Source organism: Woeseia oceani, from assembly GCF_001677435.1.
Taxonomy (GTDB): Bacteria; Pseudomonadota; Gammaproteobacteria; order Steroidobacterales; family Woeseiaceae; genus Woeseia; species Woeseia oceani.
The window spans coordinates 2,572,742-2,591,818 of record NZ_CP016268.1; the positions used below are offsets into that span (position 1 = coordinate 2,572,742).

The 19,077-nt window shown below is 56.3% G+C and carries 14 protein-coding genes; 5 read left to right on the forward strand and 9 right to left on the reverse strand.

From position 1 onward, the window contains the following. Positions 1 to 65: 65 nt before the first annotated feature. From BA177_RS11610 to BA177_RS11620, 3 genes are all read left to right on the forward strand, one after another. Positions 66 to 722 carry a TetR/AcrR family transcriptional regulator gene (locus tag BA177_RS11610; RefSeq protein WP_068616390.1) on the forward strand — a complete coding sequence of 219 codons (657 nt, stop codon included), beginning with the start codon at positions 66 to 68 and terminating at the stop codon, positions 720 to 722. Positions 723 to 795: 73 nt separating this feature from the next. Beyond that, entirely contained in the window at positions 796 to 3,087 is a 2,292-nt protein-coding gene (locus BA177_RS11615) for a TonB-dependent receptor (RefSeq protein ID WP_068616392.1), read from the forward strand. A gap of 122 nt (positions 3,088 to 3,209) precedes the next feature. After that, the gene (locus BA177_RS11620) at positions 3,210 to 4,529 is read left to right on the forward strand and encodes a spinster family MFS transporter (protein ID WP_068616393.1); all 1,320 of its coding nucleotides are present in this window, start codon (positions 3,210 to 3,212) and stop codon (positions 4,527 to 4,529) included. Positions 4,530 to 4,688: 159 nt separating this feature from the next. Here BA177_RS11620 and BA177_RS11625 read toward each other — a convergent pair whose 3' ends face one another. The 5 genes from BA177_RS11625 to BA177_RS11645 all read right to left on the reverse strand — a co-directional run bounded on the left by BA177_RS11625 (position 4,689) and on the right by BA177_RS11645 (position 10,094). Further along, positions 4,689 to 5,159 (reverse strand): hypothetical protein, encoded by a 471-nt coding sequence (locus BA177_RS11625; protein WP_156762796.1) that lies wholly within the window; start codon positions 5,157 to 5,159, stop codon positions 4,689 to 4,691. Continuing rightward, the gene (mrcB, locus tag BA177_RS11630) at positions 5,135 to 7,444 is read right to left on the reverse strand and encodes a penicillin-binding protein 1B (protein ID WP_068616396.1); all 2,310 of its coding nucleotides are present in this window, start codon (positions 7,442 to 7,444) and stop codon (positions 5,135 to 5,137) included. The genes BA177_RS11625 and mrcB overlap by 25 nt, the downstream gene beginning before the upstream one ends. A 223-nt stretch (positions 7,445 to 7,667) precedes the next feature. After that, positions 7,668 to 8,573, reverse strand: coding sequence for a 30S ribosomal protein S6--L-glutamate ligase (gene rimK / locus BA177_RS11635; RefSeq protein ID WP_068616398.1), 906 nt, complete (start codon positions 8,571 to 8,573; stop codon positions 7,668 to 7,670). 16 nt (positions 8,574 to 8,589) lie between these two features. After that, positions 8,590 to 9,624 (reverse strand): succinylglutamate desuccinylase/aspartoacylase family protein, encoded by a 1,035-nt coding sequence (locus BA177_RS11640; protein WP_068616400.1) that lies wholly within the window; start codon positions 9,622 to 9,624, stop codon positions 8,590 to 8,592. A gap of 8 nt (positions 9,625 to 9,632) precedes the next feature. Next, positions 9,633 to 10,094, reverse strand: coding sequence for an ATP-dependent zinc protease family protein (locus BA177_RS11645; RefSeq protein WP_231892438.1), 462 nt, complete (start codon positions 10,092 to 10,094; stop codon positions 9,633 to 9,635). Between the two features lie 102 nt (positions 10,095 to 10,196). On the opposite strand from BA177_RS11645, the gene BA177_RS11650 reads away from it, so the two are divergent. Next, entirely contained in the window at positions 10,197 to 11,090 is an 894-nt protein-coding gene (locus tag BA177_RS11650; RefSeq protein WP_068619273.1) for a mechanosensitive ion channel family protein, read from the forward strand. A 5-nt stretch (positions 11,091 to 11,095) separates the two neighbouring features. Beyond that, complete coding sequence (gene corA, locus BA177_RS11655) at positions 11,096 to 12,073, forward strand: magnesium/cobalt transporter CorA (RefSeq protein WP_068616403.1); 978 nt, start codon at positions 11,096 to 11,098, stop codon at positions 12,071 to 12,073. Positions 12,074 to 12,242: 169 nt separating this feature from the next. On the opposite strand, the gene BA177_RS11660 is transcribed toward corA, so the two are convergent. From BA177_RS11660 to BA177_RS11675, 4 genes are all read right to left on the reverse strand, one after another. Then, positions 12,243 to 13,418, reverse strand: a complete 1,176-nt coding sequence (locus tag BA177_RS11660; protein WP_068616405.1) for an EAL domain-containing response regulator — start codon at positions 13,416 to 13,418, stop codon at positions 12,243 to 12,245. A gap of 3 nt (positions 13,419 to 13,421) precedes the next feature. Then, positions 13,422 to 15,893 (reverse strand): PAS domain-containing hybrid sensor histidine kinase/response regulator, encoded by a 2,472-nt coding sequence (locus tag BA177_RS11665; RefSeq protein ID WP_197493000.1) that lies wholly within the window; start codon positions 15,891 to 15,893, stop codon positions 13,422 to 13,424. Positions 15,894 to 16,090: 197 nt separating this feature from the next. Next, positions 16,091 to 16,744 (reverse strand): response regulator, encoded by a 654-nt coding sequence (locus tag BA177_RS11670; protein WP_068616408.1) that lies wholly within the window; start codon positions 16,742 to 16,744, stop codon positions 16,091 to 16,093. Further along, positions 16,741 to 18,984: a sensor histidine kinase gene (locus BA177_RS11675; protein WP_068616410.1), complete on the reverse strand. Its 2,244-nt coding sequence runs from the start codon at positions 18,982 to 18,984 to the stop codon at positions 16,741 to 16,743. The genes BA177_RS11670 and BA177_RS11675 overlap by 4 nt, the downstream gene beginning before the upstream one ends. Positions 18,985 to 19,077 lie beyond the last annotated feature (93 nt).

Sequence of the window (19,077 nt, forward strand, 5' to 3'; positions counted from 1 at the left end):
CAAGCGTTGAACTTTATTTCAACGCTTGTTGATGTGCAAGTCAGATGCTCATAGGATGCTGATCCATGTCCCGAAATGCTCAAGCCACCCGCGAACGAATCCTGGACGCCGCGGAACAACTGTTCGCCAAACACGGATTTGATGGCGTCACGGTTCGCCAGATTATGTCCAAAGCCGGAGCCGATGTGGCGCTGGCCTACTACCACTTCAAATCCAAACGCGACCTGTTTGATGCCGTACTGCTGCGCCGCGCACAAACGCTGAATGAATTGCGCTTTGCTGCCCTGGAAGCGGTCGAGCAACGCCACCCAAACGACCCACCGAGTATCGAGGAGATCATTGAAGCGTTCACCCGACCAATGCTGGAAGCACTGGCCGAAAACCCTGACGAGTGGCGTGATTACATGGCACTCATTGCACAGATCAACAACTCGCCTGAATGGGGCGGCAAGCTCATGACCCGTTATTTCGACCCGCTCGTCAAGCGCTTCCTGGACGCGTTGCGGCTCGCACTGCCGGATTGTCGCGAGGAAGATCTCTACTGGAGCTACCACTTCCTGTCCGGCGCACTGACCCTGACCTTTGCTGAAACCGGCCGGATCGACAATCTCTCCGGTGGCCTGTGCCTCTCGTCGGACATGGCAGCCGCCAATGCGCGCATGCCGCAGTTCATCGCTGCCGGATTCCGGGCCCTGTGTGGTAAACCGAGCGAATCGACCTGAATCATCCCTGCTTGTAATTCAACCAACGTTGAAATAATATCAATTCAGCAACCGTTGAATTGGGGGATTCTCGATGACCACCGCTCTGACCCGGCGGGCCCTGCGCCTGTCACTTTCCGCTTTTGCCCTTTTCCTGCCTGCCCTGCTGCCGACCTCGGTGACCGCACAGGAAACCGGTGCCCGCACTCTGGAAGAAGTGGTAGTGACCGCCCGGCGCCGGGAGGAGTCCTTGCAGGACGTCCCGGTCTCCATCACCGCGTTCACCGGCGAGCAGCTCGATCGCATGGGCGTGCTGGACATTATCGAGATTGCCAAATCGACGCCGAACGTCACCCTGGAAGTCTCGCGTGGCACGAACACGACGCTGACAGCCTTTATTCGCGGTGTCGGCCAGCAAGACCCGGTTGCCGGCTATGAGGCGGGTGTCGGCATGTACATCGACGATGTGTACCTCAATCGCCCGCAGGCCGCTGTGCTGGACGTATACGATGTCGAGCGCATCGAAGTCCTGCGCGGCCCGCAAGGCTCTTTGTACGGCCGCAATACGATAGGCGGCGCCATCAAATACGTCACTAAAAAACTCGACGCGGAACCGACGGCGAAAGCGCGGGTGTCGCTGGGTTCGTACAATCAGCTGGATGCTGTAATCAGTGGATCGACGCCGCTCACTGATCAATTGCGCATTGGCGGCTCCATCGCCAGGCTGACCCGTGACGGCTTTGGCGACAATCTCACCCAAAGCGGCGTCGAGAATTACCAGAAGGACCTGTTTGGCGCTCGCATCAGTGTGGAATGGGACGCAACGGACAACCTTTCCTTCCGTCTGACGGGCGACCTGATAGACGACAAGTCGGATCCGCGGCAAGGCCATCGCCTGACGACAGGCAACCTGACCGGCGCGCCCATCCTGAACGACGTGTTCGATACCCGCGCGGGCCTGAGTGTGCCGGAGCAGAGCGTCGAGTCTCTGGGTGGTGCCCTGGTGGCAGAGTGGACGATCAACGACCGCTACTCGCTAAAGAACGTCCTTTCCTACCGCGATGACGTCTCTTACACACCGATCGACTTCGACAGCCTGCCTGGCGTAGATCTGGACGTTCCGGCGGTCTATGATAACGAGCAATTCTCGGAAGAACTGCAGCTCATCTACAACGGCGACCGACTGAGCGGTCTGTTCGGCTTTTTTTATCTGGACGCCAGTGCGGCAACGCAGTTTGACGTCATCCTCGGCACGACCGGCGACCTGTTGTCCTTGCCAGGCCTGAACGCCAACACATCCGGCAATGTGCTGACCGACAGTTGGTCCGTATTCGCCGATTTCACCTGGCAATGGACGGACGAAATCAGCGTCTCACTCGGTGGACGCTATACATCGGATGAACGCGACTCCAGGGTATTGCGCCGCAGCTTCATCGGCGGCACCACCTTCGGCGGCAACATGCCCACACTGTTTGCGACAACGTCGGATTTCCGCGGTAGCAAAACGTTCAGCGAGTTCACGCCACGCGCCTCAATCAGCTGGCAACCGACTGAAGAACAAAACCTGTATTTCACCTACAGTGAAGGCTTCAAAGGTGGCAGCTTTGACCCTCGCGGACAAACGACCGGCGCGCCGGATATCGATGGTGACGGGGATATCGACGAAGCGGATATTTTCGAGTTCATGTTGTTCGATCCGGAGTACGTCAACTCTTTCGAGCTCGGTCTGAAATCAAGCTGGATGAACAACCGTGTGACCACGAGTATCGCGTTCATCTATGCCGACTACACCGATATCCAGATACCGGGCTCTGTTGGACTCGATACCGATAACGACGGCACACAGGATACTTTTGTAGGCATCACCTCGAACGCTGGCGACGCCGATATGACCGGCATAGAATTTGAGGGGCTTGCACAGCTCAACGACCAATTCCAGCTCGGCTGGTCACTGGGCTACCTCGACGCTGAGTTCAATGAATTCATCGATGCATTCGGCGTTGATGTTGCCGATCAACGGGTTTTCCAGAACACACCCGAAGTAACCGCCAGCACGACACTCAGCTATGAAAGGCCGCTGGCATTGTTCTCGACGCCTGGCAGCTTTGCCGTCATCACCTCCCTGTCTTACCGCGATGACACCAGCCAGTTTGAAACACCAACACCGCTGCTGGATCAGGAAGCCTATACGCTGTGGGACCTGAGCTTTGTCTGGGAAGATGACGACGGACGCTGGCGTGCCAGCCTGCATGGCAAGAACCTTACCGACGAAGAATACAAGGTGGCTGGCTACTACTTCCCCAGTCTCGGACTGGAAAGCAGCATCACGGCGTTCTACGGCAATCCAACTACCTGGACCGCAACCGTCGAGTACAATTTTCAGTAGAAAACAGACATAGCGTCAACGAACTCAACGCGCTCGTGTAAGCTCCCGGCGGCAGGCAAGACAGTCTCTTGTCTGCCGCTTTTTTTGTCTTTGCTCGATAAACCGTTACCGCAGGACTGCCCATGAATACAGCCACCGAATCCCGAGCGTACCGCGCTTACGTCATGTTCATTCTGGTGGTGGTGTACACGTTCAATTTCATTGACCGGCAAATAGTCGGCATCCTCGCCATCCCAATCAAAGCCGATCTGGCGCTGACCGACACGCAACTGAGCCTGATGGGTGGTCTTGCCTTCGCGCTGTTCTACACTTTGCTCGGCATTCCGATTGCCTGGCTGGCTGATCGTGGCAACCGCACCTGGATAATGACCATCGCCCTCGCGGTATGGAGTGCCATGACAGCTGTTTGCGGGCTCGCACAAAACTTCTGGCATTTGTTCTTCGCGCGGCTGGGGGTTGGCGTCGGCGAGGCAGGTGGCGTAGCACCGGCATACTCTTTGATTGCCGATTATTTCCCGCCGCATCAGCGAGCGCGTGCATTGGCGGTTTACTCCTTCGGCATTCCGATCGGCGGCGCGCTCGGTATCGTGCTTGGCGGTGTTCTCAGTAGTATCGCCGGCTGGCGAACGGCGTTTATCGTCGTCGGTGTCGTCGGCTTGTTGCTGGCGCCGTTGTTCCGGTTAACGGTTCGCGAACCACGCCGCGGGCAATACGACACGCCGGGGCAAGACACGGCCCCGGTCAGCATCGCGACGGTATTCAAGACGTTGGTGGGCAAACCCAGCTTCTGGACCCTGTCTTTCGGTGCCGCCTGCTCGTCCATGATCGGCTATGGGCTGATTTTCTGGCTGCCGTCATTCTTTGTGCGCAGTTTTGGCGCAGCGCTGCCAGAGTTTTTCAACTGGTTGCCGGATGCCCTGCTCCCTGGCGGCGGCGACGTCGTCCTTTACGCCTCGTATTTTTACGGCTCGATACTGTTGATCGGCGGACTCTGTGGCATCTGGCTCGGCGGCATGATTGCCGATCGCATAGGCGCACGCAGCAAAGCGGCCTACGCGCAAATACCGGCCGTTGCCTTTGTCATCGCCGTGCCGTTTTTCGTGGTTGGTGTCATGTCAGAAAACCTGGGACTCGCGTTCTTCGCCTTCCTCACTCCAACGGCACTGAGCCTGGTCTGGTTGGGACCGGTATTGTCTGCCTTCCAGCATCTGGTCACACCCAATATGCGCACCACGGCATCCGCAATATTCTTGTTCATCAACAACCTGATCGGAATAGGCCTGGGCAATCTCGTCATTGGTGCGATTTCCGACGTACTCAACGCACGCTACGGTGTTGAATCATTACGCTATGCGATCCTCTTCGGCACGGTATTTTACCTCGCAGCCGCCGGATTGCTGTTCATCGCTGCGAAGAAACTTGAAAAGGATTGGGAGCATTGACAGGCGCGCCCGGTGTCACCGGTTATCCACGAACGTGACACGCAGTGCAATGAACAGCGCGAATTCAGCGCAGCGGGAATCGCGTCACTGTGCGCACCTCACCGGCAGCCCGCTGACGGCACGCAGATCGTTGCTGCGCTGACCTCTGGTTGCCAGCGATTAGCGCAGAGGTTCACCCAGTTCCTCCCGCAGGCGCTGTGCCTCTTCCTGCCGACCTTGCCGGAGCAGCGCATCGGCAATCAGGCGCTGCGCTGCGCGGCGTTCGGCGGCGCCGTCAGCAGCCAGAGAATAGGCTTTGCGTGCCAGTTGCTCAGTCTGCACCCAATTGGACTCTGCATAGCGCAGCTGTGCGAGCGCGAGCCAGACGGCCGGTTCAGACGGATCGATACGCACGGCACGTTCAAGTGTTGAGCCCGCGTGGGCAAGATTACCTGATCGTTGTTGCTGGCGACTTTGTTCCAGTAGCGAAGCGCTGGCGGGATTCATTACGCGTTCGCGGTGCTCTGGACCACTGACCGGGTAGTCAGCTGCCCGGGGACTTTTTTCGTTGGCCGGCATTACGCTGCAGCCGCCAACAACTGCCACTGCCAAAGCAAGCAATACGCTTAATTGAATACGTCGTTGAGCCATTTCAGAGTCCTTTCACCAATGCTTACAGAACGATTGCTACAACCGCCATCACGAGCCAGTTCCGTGTTTGCGGGTAATGCCAGCGATTCGGCGCTCTCGCAATTCCGCCCAACGGCGGCACCACTGTAGTAGTCGACACGTACCGTTTCGAGGGTCGGCGGTTGCGGTGGGGCGAATGGCACCGCTGCGACATCGCGCATGATATTGGTCCATATTGGCAGCGCGCCCGACGCACCGCTCAGCGTGGTGGGCTGGTAATCGTCGTAACCTACCCAGACCACGGCTAGCCGGTCACCCGAAAAACCGGCAAACCAGCTGTCGCGAAATTCATCCGAGGTGCCTGTCTTGCCTGCCACAGCAATGTCGAGTTCAGCGGAGCGGCCGGTACCGCGCCGCATGGCCGTCACCAATCCCTGGTTGAGTTGGTATACGTTCGCCGAATCGACCACCTGTGCCAATTCAATGGGGTAGCGTTGCAACGGCTCGCCAGTGACGTTTACCACGGAGTGGACGGCACGCAATGGGCTGCGAAATCCATCGTTGGCAAACGTGCTGTAGACCTGGGCGACCTGCATGGGCGTCATTTCCACCGCGCCGAGTAACAGCGACGGGAACGGAGTAACGGCCCTGTCCAACCCGAGACGTGTCAGTAGGTCCGCAACCGCACCAACACCGACGTCGAGACCAAGTCGCACCGTCGCCAGATTGAGGGATTCGGACAACGCTCTGAGCAAGGTCACTTCGCCGCTTGTTTCCTGATTGAAATTGCGCGGCATCCAGACATCACCGTTTTCCAGCGGCACCTCTATCGCCTCGTCCTCAATCCGACTGGCCAGCGTGTACCGCCCCGATTCCAACGCGGCCAGGTACACAACAGGCTTGATCAGTGAACCGACAGGGCGGCTCGCCGCCAACGCCCGGTTGAATCCTTCGTAGCCGCTCCGGCGGTCGCCCACCAGCGCCAGCACGTCGCCCGACTGCGGACTGGCAACCACAGCCGCACCGGCGAGCGTCCGCTCCGGCTGGCGCTGATCAAGTACCGCGAGACCGTCTGCCAATTGCCGCTCTGCGCTTGCCTGAACCAATGGGTCCAGGGCGCTGAATATGCGCAGCCCTTGCCGGGTGAGATCCTCTGGGCGGTATTCCGCAGCCAGCTGCTCGCGCACCAGGGCGAGGTAAGCGGGATAGTACGACGCACCGGCACTGGCTCGGTCCCAGGTATCCAACGGCTGCTGCGCTGCCCTGGCGGCGACTTCCGGGGCAATGACACCCGCTTCGCTCATCAGCGTCAGCACGAGCTCGCGGCGCGCCCTGGCCCGTGTGGCCGACTTCACCGGGTCGTAATAACCCGGACCGCGCACAAGGGCGACCAGCAACGCAACCTGATGCAACTCCAGCTCAGCCAGTGGCCGGCTGAAATAGAACTGACTCGCAAGACCGAAACCGTGAATAGCACGCTGGCCGTCCTGACCGAGGTAAATCTCATTGATGTAAGCGTTCAGAATGTCGGCTTTGCTGTAATGCAACTCGAGTATCAATGCCATCAATGCTTCGCGCAGCTTTCGACCTAAGGTGCGCCGGTTGTCGAGGAAGTAATTCTTGACGAGCTGCTGAGTCAGCGTGCTACCGCCCTGCGTCACCCCACCGGCACGAACGTTCGCCAGCACAGCACGACCAAGTGCAATAGGGTCAACGCCCGGATGCTGCATGAACCGCCGGTCTTCCACCGCGATCAGTGCCTGTCGCAAAGTCTCCGGCACCTGTTCCGGGGCAACGACCAGACGATCCTCGCCATGCTGCGGAAAGATGCTGCCAACCATCAGCGGATCAAGACGGACGACCGGTGACTTGCCCGCAGGAACCGAAATCGTTTCGACCTTGCCGGCATTGAAGCTGACGCGGAACCGGGTAGACGGCTGCAACTCATCCCAGAAACGAAACTCGCGAGTCACCGCTGCAATGACCCGACCATAGCGCTGATAACTACCGGGTGTTGTCGGCTCGGCTGCCACTGCACGGTAGCCCAGTCGTGACAGCTCTTGTTCCAGCGCATCGGGTGACAACGACATCCCCGCATACAGTTCCAGCGGCCGCGCATAGACCCGGGCTGGCAAATCCCAGCGCCGCCCTTCGAAACGGCTGGTGATCTGCCAATTCAGGTACAGGACGTACAGGCAAAATGCCCCGCCAAGAATGAGGCACAGGGTCCACCAGGGGTGCCGGCGAACAAACCCGGGCTTGCGACGGGGCTTCGCGCGGCGTTTTCGTGTTTTTTTCTTGGGCATTGCGGATTAAGTATTCTACGCCACGGCAATCGGGCGGGCGCATGTTAACAGCGTCGCGCCGTAGTGGCACCGCCGTGGCGTTATGGTCCTGAAAATTGACCAGGGACTGCCCTGACGAGGCAAGATCTGCGGCTCAGCGCGGGCTGGCCGCCGGCCGCAGCTTATACACTTCAATGAATATACTGCCGCCACCTGTGCACGAGTAACAACAACCGAACAAGTATTAGCCGCGGCCCCGGGTCTTGGTATTTCCAGGGCGGGCGTTCTTCTCGATGAAGGCGATGATCATGCCGGCAACGTCTTTGCCCGTAGCCTTCTCAATACCTTCCAGACCCGGGCTGGAATTAACCTCCATCACCACCGGCCCGTGATTCGATCGCAGCAAATCCACACCAGCAACATTAAGCCCCATGACGCGCGCCGAACGCACGGCAGTCGACCGTTCCTCCGGCGTAATCTTGATCACTTCGGCGGTTCCGCCGCGATGTAGGTTTGAGCGGAACTCGCCTTCCTTGCCGGTACGCTTCATCGAAGCAACTACTTTGTCGCCGATCACGAAACAGCGTATGTCCGAGCCGCCGGCTTCCTTGATAAATTCCTGCACCATAAATTCCGCTTTCAGACCGCGAAAGGCTTCGATCACACTCTCTGCCGCTTTCTGGGTCTCGGCCAGAACTACCCCGACGCCCTGCGTGCCTTCGAGCAGTTTGACAACAACCGGTGCACCACCAACAAACTCAAGTAAGTCATTGGTATCGTCAGGGGAATTTGCGAAGCCGGTAATCGGCATGCCTATACCCTTGCGTGACAACAACTGCAGTGCCCGCAATTTGTCACGCGAGCGGGTGATAGCCACCGACTCATTGACGGAGTAAACACCCATCATCTCGAATTGTCTTACTACGGCTGTTCCGTAAAACGATACCGACGCACCTATCCTCGGGATTATCGCATTCAGCCCCTCAATGCTTTGCCCCTTGTAGTGCACACCCGGATTGTGCGCCGTTATATTCATGTAACAGCGGCGATGATTGATGACACGCATATCGTGCCCACGCTCTTCACCTGCCTCAAGCAAGCGTTTGGTCGAGTACAGGTTTTTGTTCGTCGACAGGATACCGATATTCATTTTCGCGCTCATTGTCCTACTCCTCGTCGACAGCCTCACGTACACGCTCGTGTCGCGCGGCAAATTGTTCAACCAGATCTTCTGCGCGTTCAACACTATGGAACGCGGCAATATTGAATAACGCATCGCCTTCATGCGCCAGCGGCAGGTTACTGCGGCCAATCACAATACCATCAAAGCGCGCCACTACCGCTTCTTCCCTGCGACCAAGCGGATCACTAATGATCGCCAGCGGCTGTCCTTTGCGAACCGACGCGCCCAGCTCGACTTTGCCAACCACAATACCGCTGGCTGGCGCACGCGCCCAACTCGTCGACCTGGCAATCACCGGTTCACGTTGCGGGCCCTTGCGGGGTTCCGTCAGCATACCAATGTTACGCATCACATTCAGGATGCCACGAATTCCACCGCGTATGCTCAGCTCATCGAAACGCAATGCTTCTCCGGCCTCATAAGTCAGTACCGGCTTACCCATTTCCGATGAGCAGCCGCGCAATGACCCTTCCCGCACATCCGAGTTTATTATGACCGGGACTCCGAAAGCGCGTGCCAGTTGCAGCGTTTTGGGATCGTCCAGATCAGCACGAATCTGCGGCAGGTTCGAGCGGTCTATCGCACCCGTATGCAAGTCTATGCCGTAATCGGAACGCTTGACGATCTCGCGAAGAAAAATGCTGGCAAGCCTGGCCGCAATTGAACCCTTGGCACTGCCCGGAAAGGACCGGTTCAGATCGCGACGATCAGGCAAGTATCTCGACTGGTCCAGAAAGCCATGCACGTTGACGATCGGTACAGCAATCAAAGTGCCTCTGATTGAGGACAAACCTTTGCGGCGCAACAAGCGACGCACAATCTCTACTCCGTTCAGTTCATCGCCATGCACCGCGGCTGACACGAACAAGACCGGCCCCGTGCGACGACCGTTTATTACGTGCACCGGCATGCTCAGTGAGGTTGACGTATACAGATCCGCAATAGGCAAACTGACATTGCCGCTCATCCCCGCTTCAATGGTTGTGCCATTGATGGTAATGGGTGAATTCTTGGCCATCCTGCAAACTATCCTTGTTTCTTGCCTAACCGTCTGCCTTGTGCAAAAGACAGTTCTGGGTTGACGATGCCGCGGCCAGCAATGGCGGTACGGCCGAGCAACATCCGAAAAAGCATATTGTCCCGCGAGGTCAGAGTCACCTCAGCTGGCCAGACGCAATCTCCTACCTCAATTGGCGTCGAAATTACCCAACGCTTCTCGCGGTGTCCGCCGGAATCCGACACCATACGTTGATCAACGACATCCGCCGTACAGACCACGATTTTGTCGGTGTTCTTCTGCAACGGGTGCATTCTGAAACGCACCTGTGCCCGACCGTCCCCGGTAAATGGTTCAACGGCGAACGCGTGTAACGTTGAGGTACGTGCACCCGTATCCACTTTGGCTTTGATTCGATCAATCCCCAGGGCCGGCAGGCCCAGCCACTCGCGCCACCCAAGGACCAGCAATTCATCGGAAACATTGTTCACAGACTGTCTCAATGCGCAAAACTGATGATAATGCTATCAGACTTGAATCAGCTTCAACGGTTTTCCGTTACCATTAACACTGGCAATATGGACGGCGGGCCCATGCAGAAATTCAACAACATCTGGCACTTTCCGCTAATCCCTCTCGGCAGCGACCCGATCACCGTCGGCGAAATGGTCTTGGTAGCCCTTCTGATCGTAATCGGTTACCTCATTAGCCGACTCATGGAGAAACTTCTGAGCCAGCGACTGGCGCAAACCGAGATGCGTCCGGATGCGATCCAAACCCTGCAGCGCATCGTTTTCTATGTACTCATAGTCTGCGTTGCTCTGACCGCGATGAGTCTTCTGCACATCCCCGTGACCGCATTCGCGTTTCTTACTGGCGCTATCGCAATCGGGGTGGGCTTCGGCGCCCAGAACATCATTAACAATTTCATCAGCGGCTGGATTCTGATGGTCGAACGTCCGGTTCGAATCGATGACTACATTGAAGTCGACGAACATACCGGCGTAGTCGAAAGAATCGGCAACCGTTCAACCCGGATTCGGCGGGTCGACGGCGTCCACATTCTGGTACCGAACAGTCAGATGCTGGAACGTACCGTCGTCAACTGGACTTTGGTAGACCAACAAATACGCGCAAAGATTCGTGTCGGTGTCGCCTACGGCACTCCCACACGCAAAGTCGCCGAGCTAATCGAGCAAGCCGTGGTCGCACAAAGTGAGGTGCAACCCGAGCCCGCCCCCACCGTGATATTCGAAGACTTCGGCGATAGCGCGTTAGTATTCGACGCTTACTTTTGGTGTCTGACAGGTGGCGAACGTGGATTGCGCCGAATTCGCAGCGAAATCCGGCATTCAATTACCGAGCTCTTCGACGCGAACGGCATTGTTATTGCGTTTCCACAAGTCGACCTGCACCTTGATGCCGCCAAACCTCTGCAGATCCAAATGGCCCAAGCCGCCATACCCTCCGCCGACTCTGAGGATTAGCCCCTATGTCAGAACTTCGCGCATTGATGTACAACCCGACGGATCAATCCTTGGTAAGCGGCGGCCTGGAGCTGGTCGAAAGCTGGACCGACGAATCGGGCAACTGGCTGTGGCTCGATTTCCAGGGCCAACCCGATGACACCGAGCGCCGGGTACTCCGCGAGCAGTTCCAGATATCCAAACTGGCCATGCAAGACGCACACCGGGACAGGCATCCGCCGAAACTCGAAGTCTTCGAGCAATTCCTGTTTATTATGCTGCGGGACCTTTTGACTGCTTATGAAGACAGCGAACCGGAAGTCGCCGACCTTGCGTTGTTCGTTAGCAACCGGTTCGTCATTACCCGGCACCACGAGCTCATCCCCAGCATTGAAAAGGTACAGGAGCTGGTTCGAAATAAACCTTCGTTGATGCAAGCGGGGCCCGCCCACCTGACCTATATCATCAGCCGCACCATCGTGGATGTGTATACCCCGGAAGTCATGGAACTCGAACAACACCTGGAAACTCTTGAGGACCGGGTTTACGAAAGCGCCAATGATGATGTGATTGAAAGCCTCAGTCGATACAACCGCGCGTTAAAACGGCTACGTCGCCATCTGGTCTATCAGTGCAATGCATTCAGCCAACTTTCACGCACCGGAACCGAGCTGCCACTGGAGCTTAACAAACACGAGTTCAATGACCTGTTCGAGAATTTGGACCGGCTTGCAAGCCTGTGTCAGTTGAACCAGGAGCTCGCCGTAGACTTGTTAAATACCCACCTGAGCCTGCTCTCACATCGTCTCAATCAGGTGATGCGGGTGCTGACGATCGCTACCGTGGTCTTTTTGCCGCTTGGCTTGATGGCCGGCTTGTACGGAATGAACTTTGAATACATGCCCGAACTAGGCTGGCACTACGGCTACTTCGCGGTGCTTGGCGCGATGGCAACGGTCGCAGTATCGCTGGTCACCACGTTCAAATGGCGGGGCTGGCTATAGCGCTGTCTGGCCTATAACCCGGTTGATGTCACCGCTCAGAACGGCCGAACCCGGCACAGCGGTCTCGATCGAGCCAGTCCGGCTGATTGCGGACTTTCATATCTCAAAATTTCAGGAAAAAAAATGCCGGTCAGCGCACGTCATTTCGCACTGACCGGCGAACCGCTCACTACATGCTCGCCGGCACATTCCATTCGTTTAGGCGAGCCTCCAACATATTGGCAAGAAGCGGGCGACTGATATAGTTGCCCTGGGCTTTATTGCAGCCAATCTTGCCGAGATACTGCAGAGTGCGTTGAGATTCGACGCCCTCCGCACAAACGCTGAGCCCCAGTTTCTGCGCAAGCAGCACTGTGGCCTCGATGATCGTTCGAGCTTCACCGCTGACGCGACTCTCATGCACCAGAGATGAGTCGATCTTCAACTCATCAAATTTCAGGCGGCACAGTTGTTCGAGCGACGAATAGCTGGTGCCAAATTCATCAATCGCCAGCTTGAAGCCCATGGACTTCAAATTGGTCAGCACTTCAACAGCCGCTGTCGAGTAATTCATCGCATTGGCTTCAGAAATTTCGAGCGTCAACGCCGAGCAATCAACCTGCGCGCGGGTTGCCATCCCAAACAATCGCCGTGGCAGCGATCGGTCAGTTAGCGACGAAGCCGGCAAATTCACCGCAACGCGAAGATTGAGTTTCTTTGCGTTCCATACCGACATCTGTTCGATCACTCTGCCTAGCAAACTGTTCGTGATTTCCGGCATCAGCCCGCCATCCTCTGCCAGCCAGCAAAAGTCTTCAGGCATGATGACGTTGGACTCACTCATGTGCCAGCTGGGAAGCGCCTCAACCTCACTGACCGGCCAGGCCTTGTTAGCAGAGTTGCTGGCCTTCGGTTGATAGTACGGCCTTATGTCACCGTTCCTGACCGCGTCCTGCAGATCACTTAGAGTCATTTCGGTACGTGACTGTCGAGCGCGCCGAAGTTCGTTTCGCAGTACATTGAGGAATATCGAAGAACGGGAACTGGCAATCACTGAAAGACCCAAGAACTCCGCCAATTGCTTGGCAGTTTCCAGCGGCCGGCCGGCATCGTCGCTCGTCAGGACTATCTGTGCTGCCGAATTCTGGTCACGCATGGCTTTCAGGTAATCCAGGCCACCGTTCTCCACAGATTGCAGATCGATCAGAATAACCGTTGGCGCGAATTTATCGAGTGCGGTGCTGAAAGTCTGCAGACTGTCCGCTGTTTCCCACGAGTACCCGAGACGTCGTGCCACCCGTGAGAACTGCCTGCAGGCGTCTTCGGTCATGTCCACAATCAGGAATCTGTTCAGTCTCTTGCTCATAATTCAGGCGTCCAGTATCTCGCGCACTTGTTCAGCGAGTCGTTGCTTTCTGAATGGCTTACGAATTAGTTCGTAGGGAGAAGTGAGGCCGTCATTGGCCTCGGCCATCGCGGCCTCATTGCCGGAAGTAAGCAATATTCTGAGATTCGGATTCTGCTTCCGCGCCAGTTCTGCAAGGTCCTGCCCGGACAGGTGCGGCATGGCAAGATCCGTGAACAGCAAATCCACGTGTTCTGTCTGTAGCAAATGCATGGCAGCCTGGCCGTTTGCTGCTTCCTTTACGCGGTAGCCGAAACTTCGCAGTAAGGCAGAGCTGACACTGCGCACGTCAGAATTGTCATCGACGACCAGGATGCTCTCGCCGCCGCCCGTGCACTTTTCCGGTTTCGCTTCCGGAGCGGCAAGTTCACTGACTCTCGGGAGCCGGATACTGACGGTCGTACCTTTCTCGGTCTCGCTAGCGATATGCAGCTTGCCGCCGAACGTTTCCACAAACTTCCTGACAACGCTAAGGCCCAGCCCATTCTTGCCCTCGCCAATACTCGCGGAATAAAACGGATCCGTTGCATGTCGAAGCACGCCTTTATCCATTCCACACCCGTTGTCAGTAACACTGATACAAACCCAGTCCGTCGCCGAATCCACATCAGAACTCTGTTGAGCGACTGGTGCTGGTTCATTGCGCGTAACAATCGTCAACTGACCATGCCCGTTCATCGCTTCCTTTGCGTTGACAGCAAGATGCAGAACCGCCGCCTCAAGCTGTAGCGGATCAATATTGACCGTCCAAAGCTCGTCTGCGTAGTCAGTGCGAACATCAATTGTTTCACTCAGACTCCGGCGCAGCACAGGCTCGATATCCATTAGCAGTCCATTGACATTGATATTCTCGGGTCGCGCATCAGAACGGTCTGCAAATGCCATCATTCGCCGAAGCATGTCCGAACCTTGCTGACACGCATTCAATGCCGAACGTACGTGCACTTCCCTGGTTGGAACTTCGATGCTTTCATTCAGCATCTCCAAATTGCCGGAAATCACCGTTAACAGATTGCTGAATTCATGAGTTAAGCCGTCAGTCAGTCGACTTACGACCTGCAGCTTTTGCATGTCACGCAAGGCCTGTTCGGATTGCACGCGCTCAGTAATGTCGCGAGAATGAATAGCCGCTCGCAATTCACCGTGCCGACCAAGATAGGCAGTTCCTACTGCTTCAACCAGGCGTTCATCGCCGCCCTGTCGACAGAGGCGGCAAGTGAAACGATGCGGAGTGCCAGGGCGGGAAAAGCCGGCGCGGATCACCTCGTCGACTGACTCGATGTCATCTCGATGCAGCATACCGGTCAACTTGGTACCAATCTGACTCGCCACTGGTATACCACTAAGTATTACGCTGGCCGGATTGGTATAGACGATCACGCCATCCGTATCGATAACTGTCACAACGTCCAGAGCATGTTCGCAAAGCGATCGGAAATGGGCTTCACTGTCTTCCAGCGCTTCTCGCGCCTGGCGAAGATCACTGACATCCGTGAAAGTGCCTTCATAGACAACGTCTTCATTGTTCTCGCTTATTACAGCGCGAACGTTAGCCAGCACATGCACTGTGTTGCCATCGCGACGACGCAAAGTAACTTCGACATTGCGTGCCGTGTTATGTACATCCAACTCTGCTTTCAGGAGTTTTCGCTGCTCCGGATCGACATAGATGTCACGAGTACGCGAACACTCGATGAGGTCTTCGACAGAATCATAACCAAGCATACGGGCAAGCGCCGGATTGGCCGCGATGATGCAACCATCCGCAGCACTGCGATAGACGCCGTCCAGTATATTGTCGAACAACGACTGAAAGCGGCGCTCGGAATGACGCAGCGATTTTCGGGCAACGATACTGGATGTGGTTTCCCTTATCGCGACAACGTAATCACTGTCACTTCCTGCCGGCATTGGCGTTACGCGAATTTCCGCTGGGAATGTTCGGCCTTTGTGACTCCTTATTCGTACAGGAACACCGACGTCCGGTGTTCTGGCGGCTCGTAGCAGTAAGTCATAGATCAGAGTGTCGTGATCATCAACAACAAAGTCGTCGAAAGGCCGGCCAGACAACAACCGGCCACTGGCTTCCAGCAGCGTTTCGGCGGAATCGCTGGTCTCCATGATTCGTGCGTGTCTTCCCAGGGTAATGACACTGTCGAATGATGCGGCAAGTAGACAATTGTACTTGCGCCTGCTGCCCTTCAGTTTGTCGACCGCGAACAGTTCCATCGCCCGGCGGCGCTGCAGCGCAGCACCGGCAACTGAACCGGCAAGCGCAAGCAGGACGGCATAGACGAGGCGCGAAACAAACGCCCCACCTTCCGGCAGGAGGGCTGTCAACAAATCCCTGTTGGATAGCCAGAACGCGACTCCGGAGTCCAGCAGCCAGAATATGGCCGCAAACAGGCATGCCGATCCAAGGATCGGTCCTGTCACTCCAGGTAGGCTGATGTTCCGCGTCATATGCCGTTCCGGTACCCAATTACCTCCCGCAACGCGCGGCAGGTTTCCCAGTCTGGGCTTATTAGGCCTGACGGGAGGACAGGGGGTAATCGGGAATAGGCTGATTTTGCCTGTCGATTTGCCTTAGCTGTGCATCAGGCCAAATCTGAGCAGACGGGAGTGCCGAACCGTCAGTCGTCGAGGGAGATCAGGCCTTGACGTATGGCGTACTTGGTCAGCGCCACTACGGTGTCTATTTCCAGTTTCAACATGATCTGGCGGCGATGGGTCTCGACCGTCTTGCTGCTGACGTGCAATCGAGCGGCGATATCGCTGGTCTTCTTGCCTTCGGCGAGCAGCTGCAGAACCTCTCGTTCACGGGCCGACAATGGGTCGATATCATCAGTATTGCCACGGGATATCATCTGCCGGTAATCGTTGACTACGACACCCGCGACACCTTCGCCGAGGTAGACATTACCTTGACTAACAGCCTCGACTGCGGCGCTTATTTCTTCGAATGCAGACTCTTTACGCACGTAGCCCAATGCTCCCGCCTGAAGCATGCCCGAGATGTAACGTTTATCTGAATGCATGGACAACGCAATAATACGCAGCCCGGGCATCTCTGCCAGCATACGCTTGGTGGCATCCATGCCATTCAACTCCGGCATGGCGATGTCAATGATCACGACATCCGGGTTCAACTTTCGCGCTAAAGCGAATGCTTCACGACCGTCGCAGGCGGTCCCTATGACCTGAAAGCGTGGCGGAATATCCAGCAATGCCTTGAGACCGTCACGCACCACCTGGTGATCGTCTGCAATTAGGATTCGTACGGTCACTCTTCACTCCCTGATTCACGCAAAGGCACGCATAAACGTATACGCGTACCAATGCCGCGACTCGACTCAACCGTTAGCGTTCCACCAAGCAATTCTATGGTCTCGCGCACTGAAAATAAGCCAAAACTCGAATCCGCAGGTGAAAATTCCATGACTTGTTCGACATTGAATCCAACACCATCATCACTCACTTCAATTTCGACATCATCGGCTGTCCACTGGAGGCTGATTCTGACATTCTGCGCTCGTGCGTGACGAGCGACATTATTCAGAAACTCCTGTACCGCACGGTACATGCCGATTCGAGTGTCGTAATCCGGCGACCAGGCCTCGCCACTCTCAACAACCACGCAAGTCATGTCGTTTGCCAGCTCAAAGCGTTCCGCCAGGGACTCCAGCGCGGGAAACAGCCCAAGCTCGTACAAAATTGACGGACTGAGATCCGCAATGATATGCCGGGTACCGCGCAGAGCTTCGTCAATCAGACTGCGAACCTGTGACAATTCTTCGTTGGCACCGTCGGAATTTGCCAGTAAATACCCGACCTTCATACGTGCCACTGCCAGATTCTGACCAATGCCATCGTGCAAATCCACCGCCGTACGTCGCCGCGCCCGTTCTTCGCTAATCGCCATATCCGCGGCCAGCGAACGCAGCTTCTCCTGATGATGCTTGACCACACGCTCCGCTTTCTTGCGCGTCATGACATTGGAGAACAATTGCCCGATCAGGTACATCAAGGACAGAGACTCATCACTCCAGCTCACACCCTTGTGAAAGTAGCTGCAACCAATTGCCCCAACCAGCTGCCCATCGGTAAGCAAGCCGACAAGAACCAATGACTCGACCTTCGGCAGCTGAGCCTGGATGGCTTGCCGCTCATTTTCGCCGGCACTCTCAAACCCTCTGACATCAGAAATATACGCGTAACCGCGATTTCTGATCTGTTCCACCAACCATGAGAATTGCCGGAGATCGAGATCCTTGAACATTGGGCCGGACCCGTCTGCGTCAGTCCTGTCCCAGCGATGTGACATCGAACCGACCCCGCGAACGGCGTCGATTTGCACCAGGACACAGCGATCCGCTTCAGCAAACAGGCCGATCTCGCGCAACACTTCGTCAATGACAGTATCCAGACGCTCGTGATCTGCGGCGACCAGCTTTTCGGTCAGGGTAACCAGTACCTTGCCCACGTTCCGGTGCATCCTGAGCTCGATCGTGGCGCGATCACGCTCAATCATGGCAAACAGAAACAGCAACACAGCAAGGATCAGGACGATCAGGTAGATCTGCATCTTGCCCAAGGCGTCCAGAGAACTATCCGCAACCATGCTGAACGGCCCGTAGCCGTGAACTGCGAGCCAGATGACTGAAACGACCAACGCCAGCTGGACGGCAACGGCCAAGGGGAAAGCGAAGCGCCATACAGACCACAATAATGGCACCAATGATGCCAACATCATCAGCGCCATTACAGCATCACCGGGCGCTTTGCCGTCTACAGCGACAACCTCTTTGCCGAGCAAACCTGCCCCTGCCAGGAACAGCACCAACACCGCATAATCCAGCGGCTTTGCCTTACCGGTGTGTACGCGAATCTGGGGTATCAAGACCCAACCAATCAGCGGCACCAGAACGATAATGCCGAGGAAATCAGCGGCAAACCAAATTCGCCAGCTTTCCCAGAACGGGGCGTTTTTGACAACAAACGTTAGTTCGACTACGGCCGAACCCAGCAACCCACCGATCGTCGTTGCAATGAAAATGACCACGACGAATGCCGCCAGAAAAAACAACGGTCGATTGAGTCGGTATGACTGTTGCAGAGGGCTGCGGATTAACCACGCGAAAACCAGACTCTCAACACCTGTCGCGGCACTGAACGCAAGTGGAATGATAATGGGACGAAACTCGAACAGAAAAAATTCCGCAATCAAGCGGCCAATGAACGTGCCGAGCAACCACAATGGCCAGGTGCGGATCGGTGTACATGCCAGCGTACCGCAAAGCATCCCGGCCGCTGGCCAGAATATGACAGTACCGTTGCCCTGCACACTCAGTTGATAACCTGCTGCTGTCGCAATCGTTTGACAGACGACAAACAGCAGTAACAATGACAACGTCCGACCTGGGCTGTGCAGCCAGTACAAAGGCTTGTCGAGCGACTGCATTGCCATAGACAGCTTGTCGCCGCCAGGCGCAAAGCTGATGCCGTCAGTATTGAAGTGGTCAATCATTAGCGCTGAAGATAGGCCTTTTCGTTATGGGTCGCAATCGCACCACGTCACAATATCTGACTGTGATGCTTCACAAGTTTTGCCGGCTTTCGC

What these genes read in the sequence shown, in the direction of transcription:
- BA177_RS11610 (WP_068616390.1), top strand. Translation starts at nt 66, where the DNA reads ATGTCCCGAAATGCTCAAGCCACCCGCGAACGAATCCTGGACGCCGCG.
- BA177_RS11615 (WP_068616392.1), top strand. Translation starts at nt 796, where the DNA reads ATGACCACCGCTCTGACCCGGCGGGCCCTGCGCCTGTCACTTTCCGCT.
- BA177_RS11620 (WP_068616393.1), top strand. Translation starts at nt 3,210, where the DNA reads ATGAATACAGCCACCGAATCCCGAGCGTACCGCGCTTACGTCATGTTC.
- BA177_RS11625 (WP_156762796.1), bottom strand. Translation starts at nt 5,159, where the DNA reads ATGGCTCAACGACGTATTCAATTAAGCGTATTGCTTGCTTTGGCAGTG.
- mrcB (WP_068616396.1), bottom strand. Translation starts at nt 7,444, where the DNA reads ATGCCCAAGAAAAAAACACGAAAACGCCGCGCGAAGCCCCGTCGCAAG.
- rimK (WP_068616398.1), bottom strand. Translation starts at nt 8,573, where the DNA reads ATGAATATCGGTATCCTGTCGACGAACAAAAACCTGTACTCGACCAAA.
- BA177_RS11640 (WP_068616400.1), bottom strand. Translation starts at nt 9,624, where the DNA reads ATGGCCAAGAATTCACCCATTACCATCAATGGCACAACCATTGAAGCG.
- BA177_RS11650 (WP_068619273.1), top strand. Translation starts at nt 10,197, where the DNA reads ATGCAGAAATTCAACAACATCTGGCACTTTCCGCTAATCCCTCTCGGC.
- corA (WP_068616403.1), top strand. Translation starts at nt 11,096, where the DNA reads ATGTCAGAACTTCGCGCATTGATGTACAACCCGACGGATCAATCCTTG.
- BA177_RS11660 (WP_068616405.1), bottom strand. Translation starts at nt 13,418, where the DNA reads ATGAGCAAGAGACTGAACAGATTCCTGATTGTGGACATGACCGAAGAC.
- BA177_RS11675 (WP_068616410.1), bottom strand. Translation starts at nt 18,984, where the DNA reads ATGATTGACCACTTCAATACTGACGGCATCAGCTTTGCGCCTGGCGGC.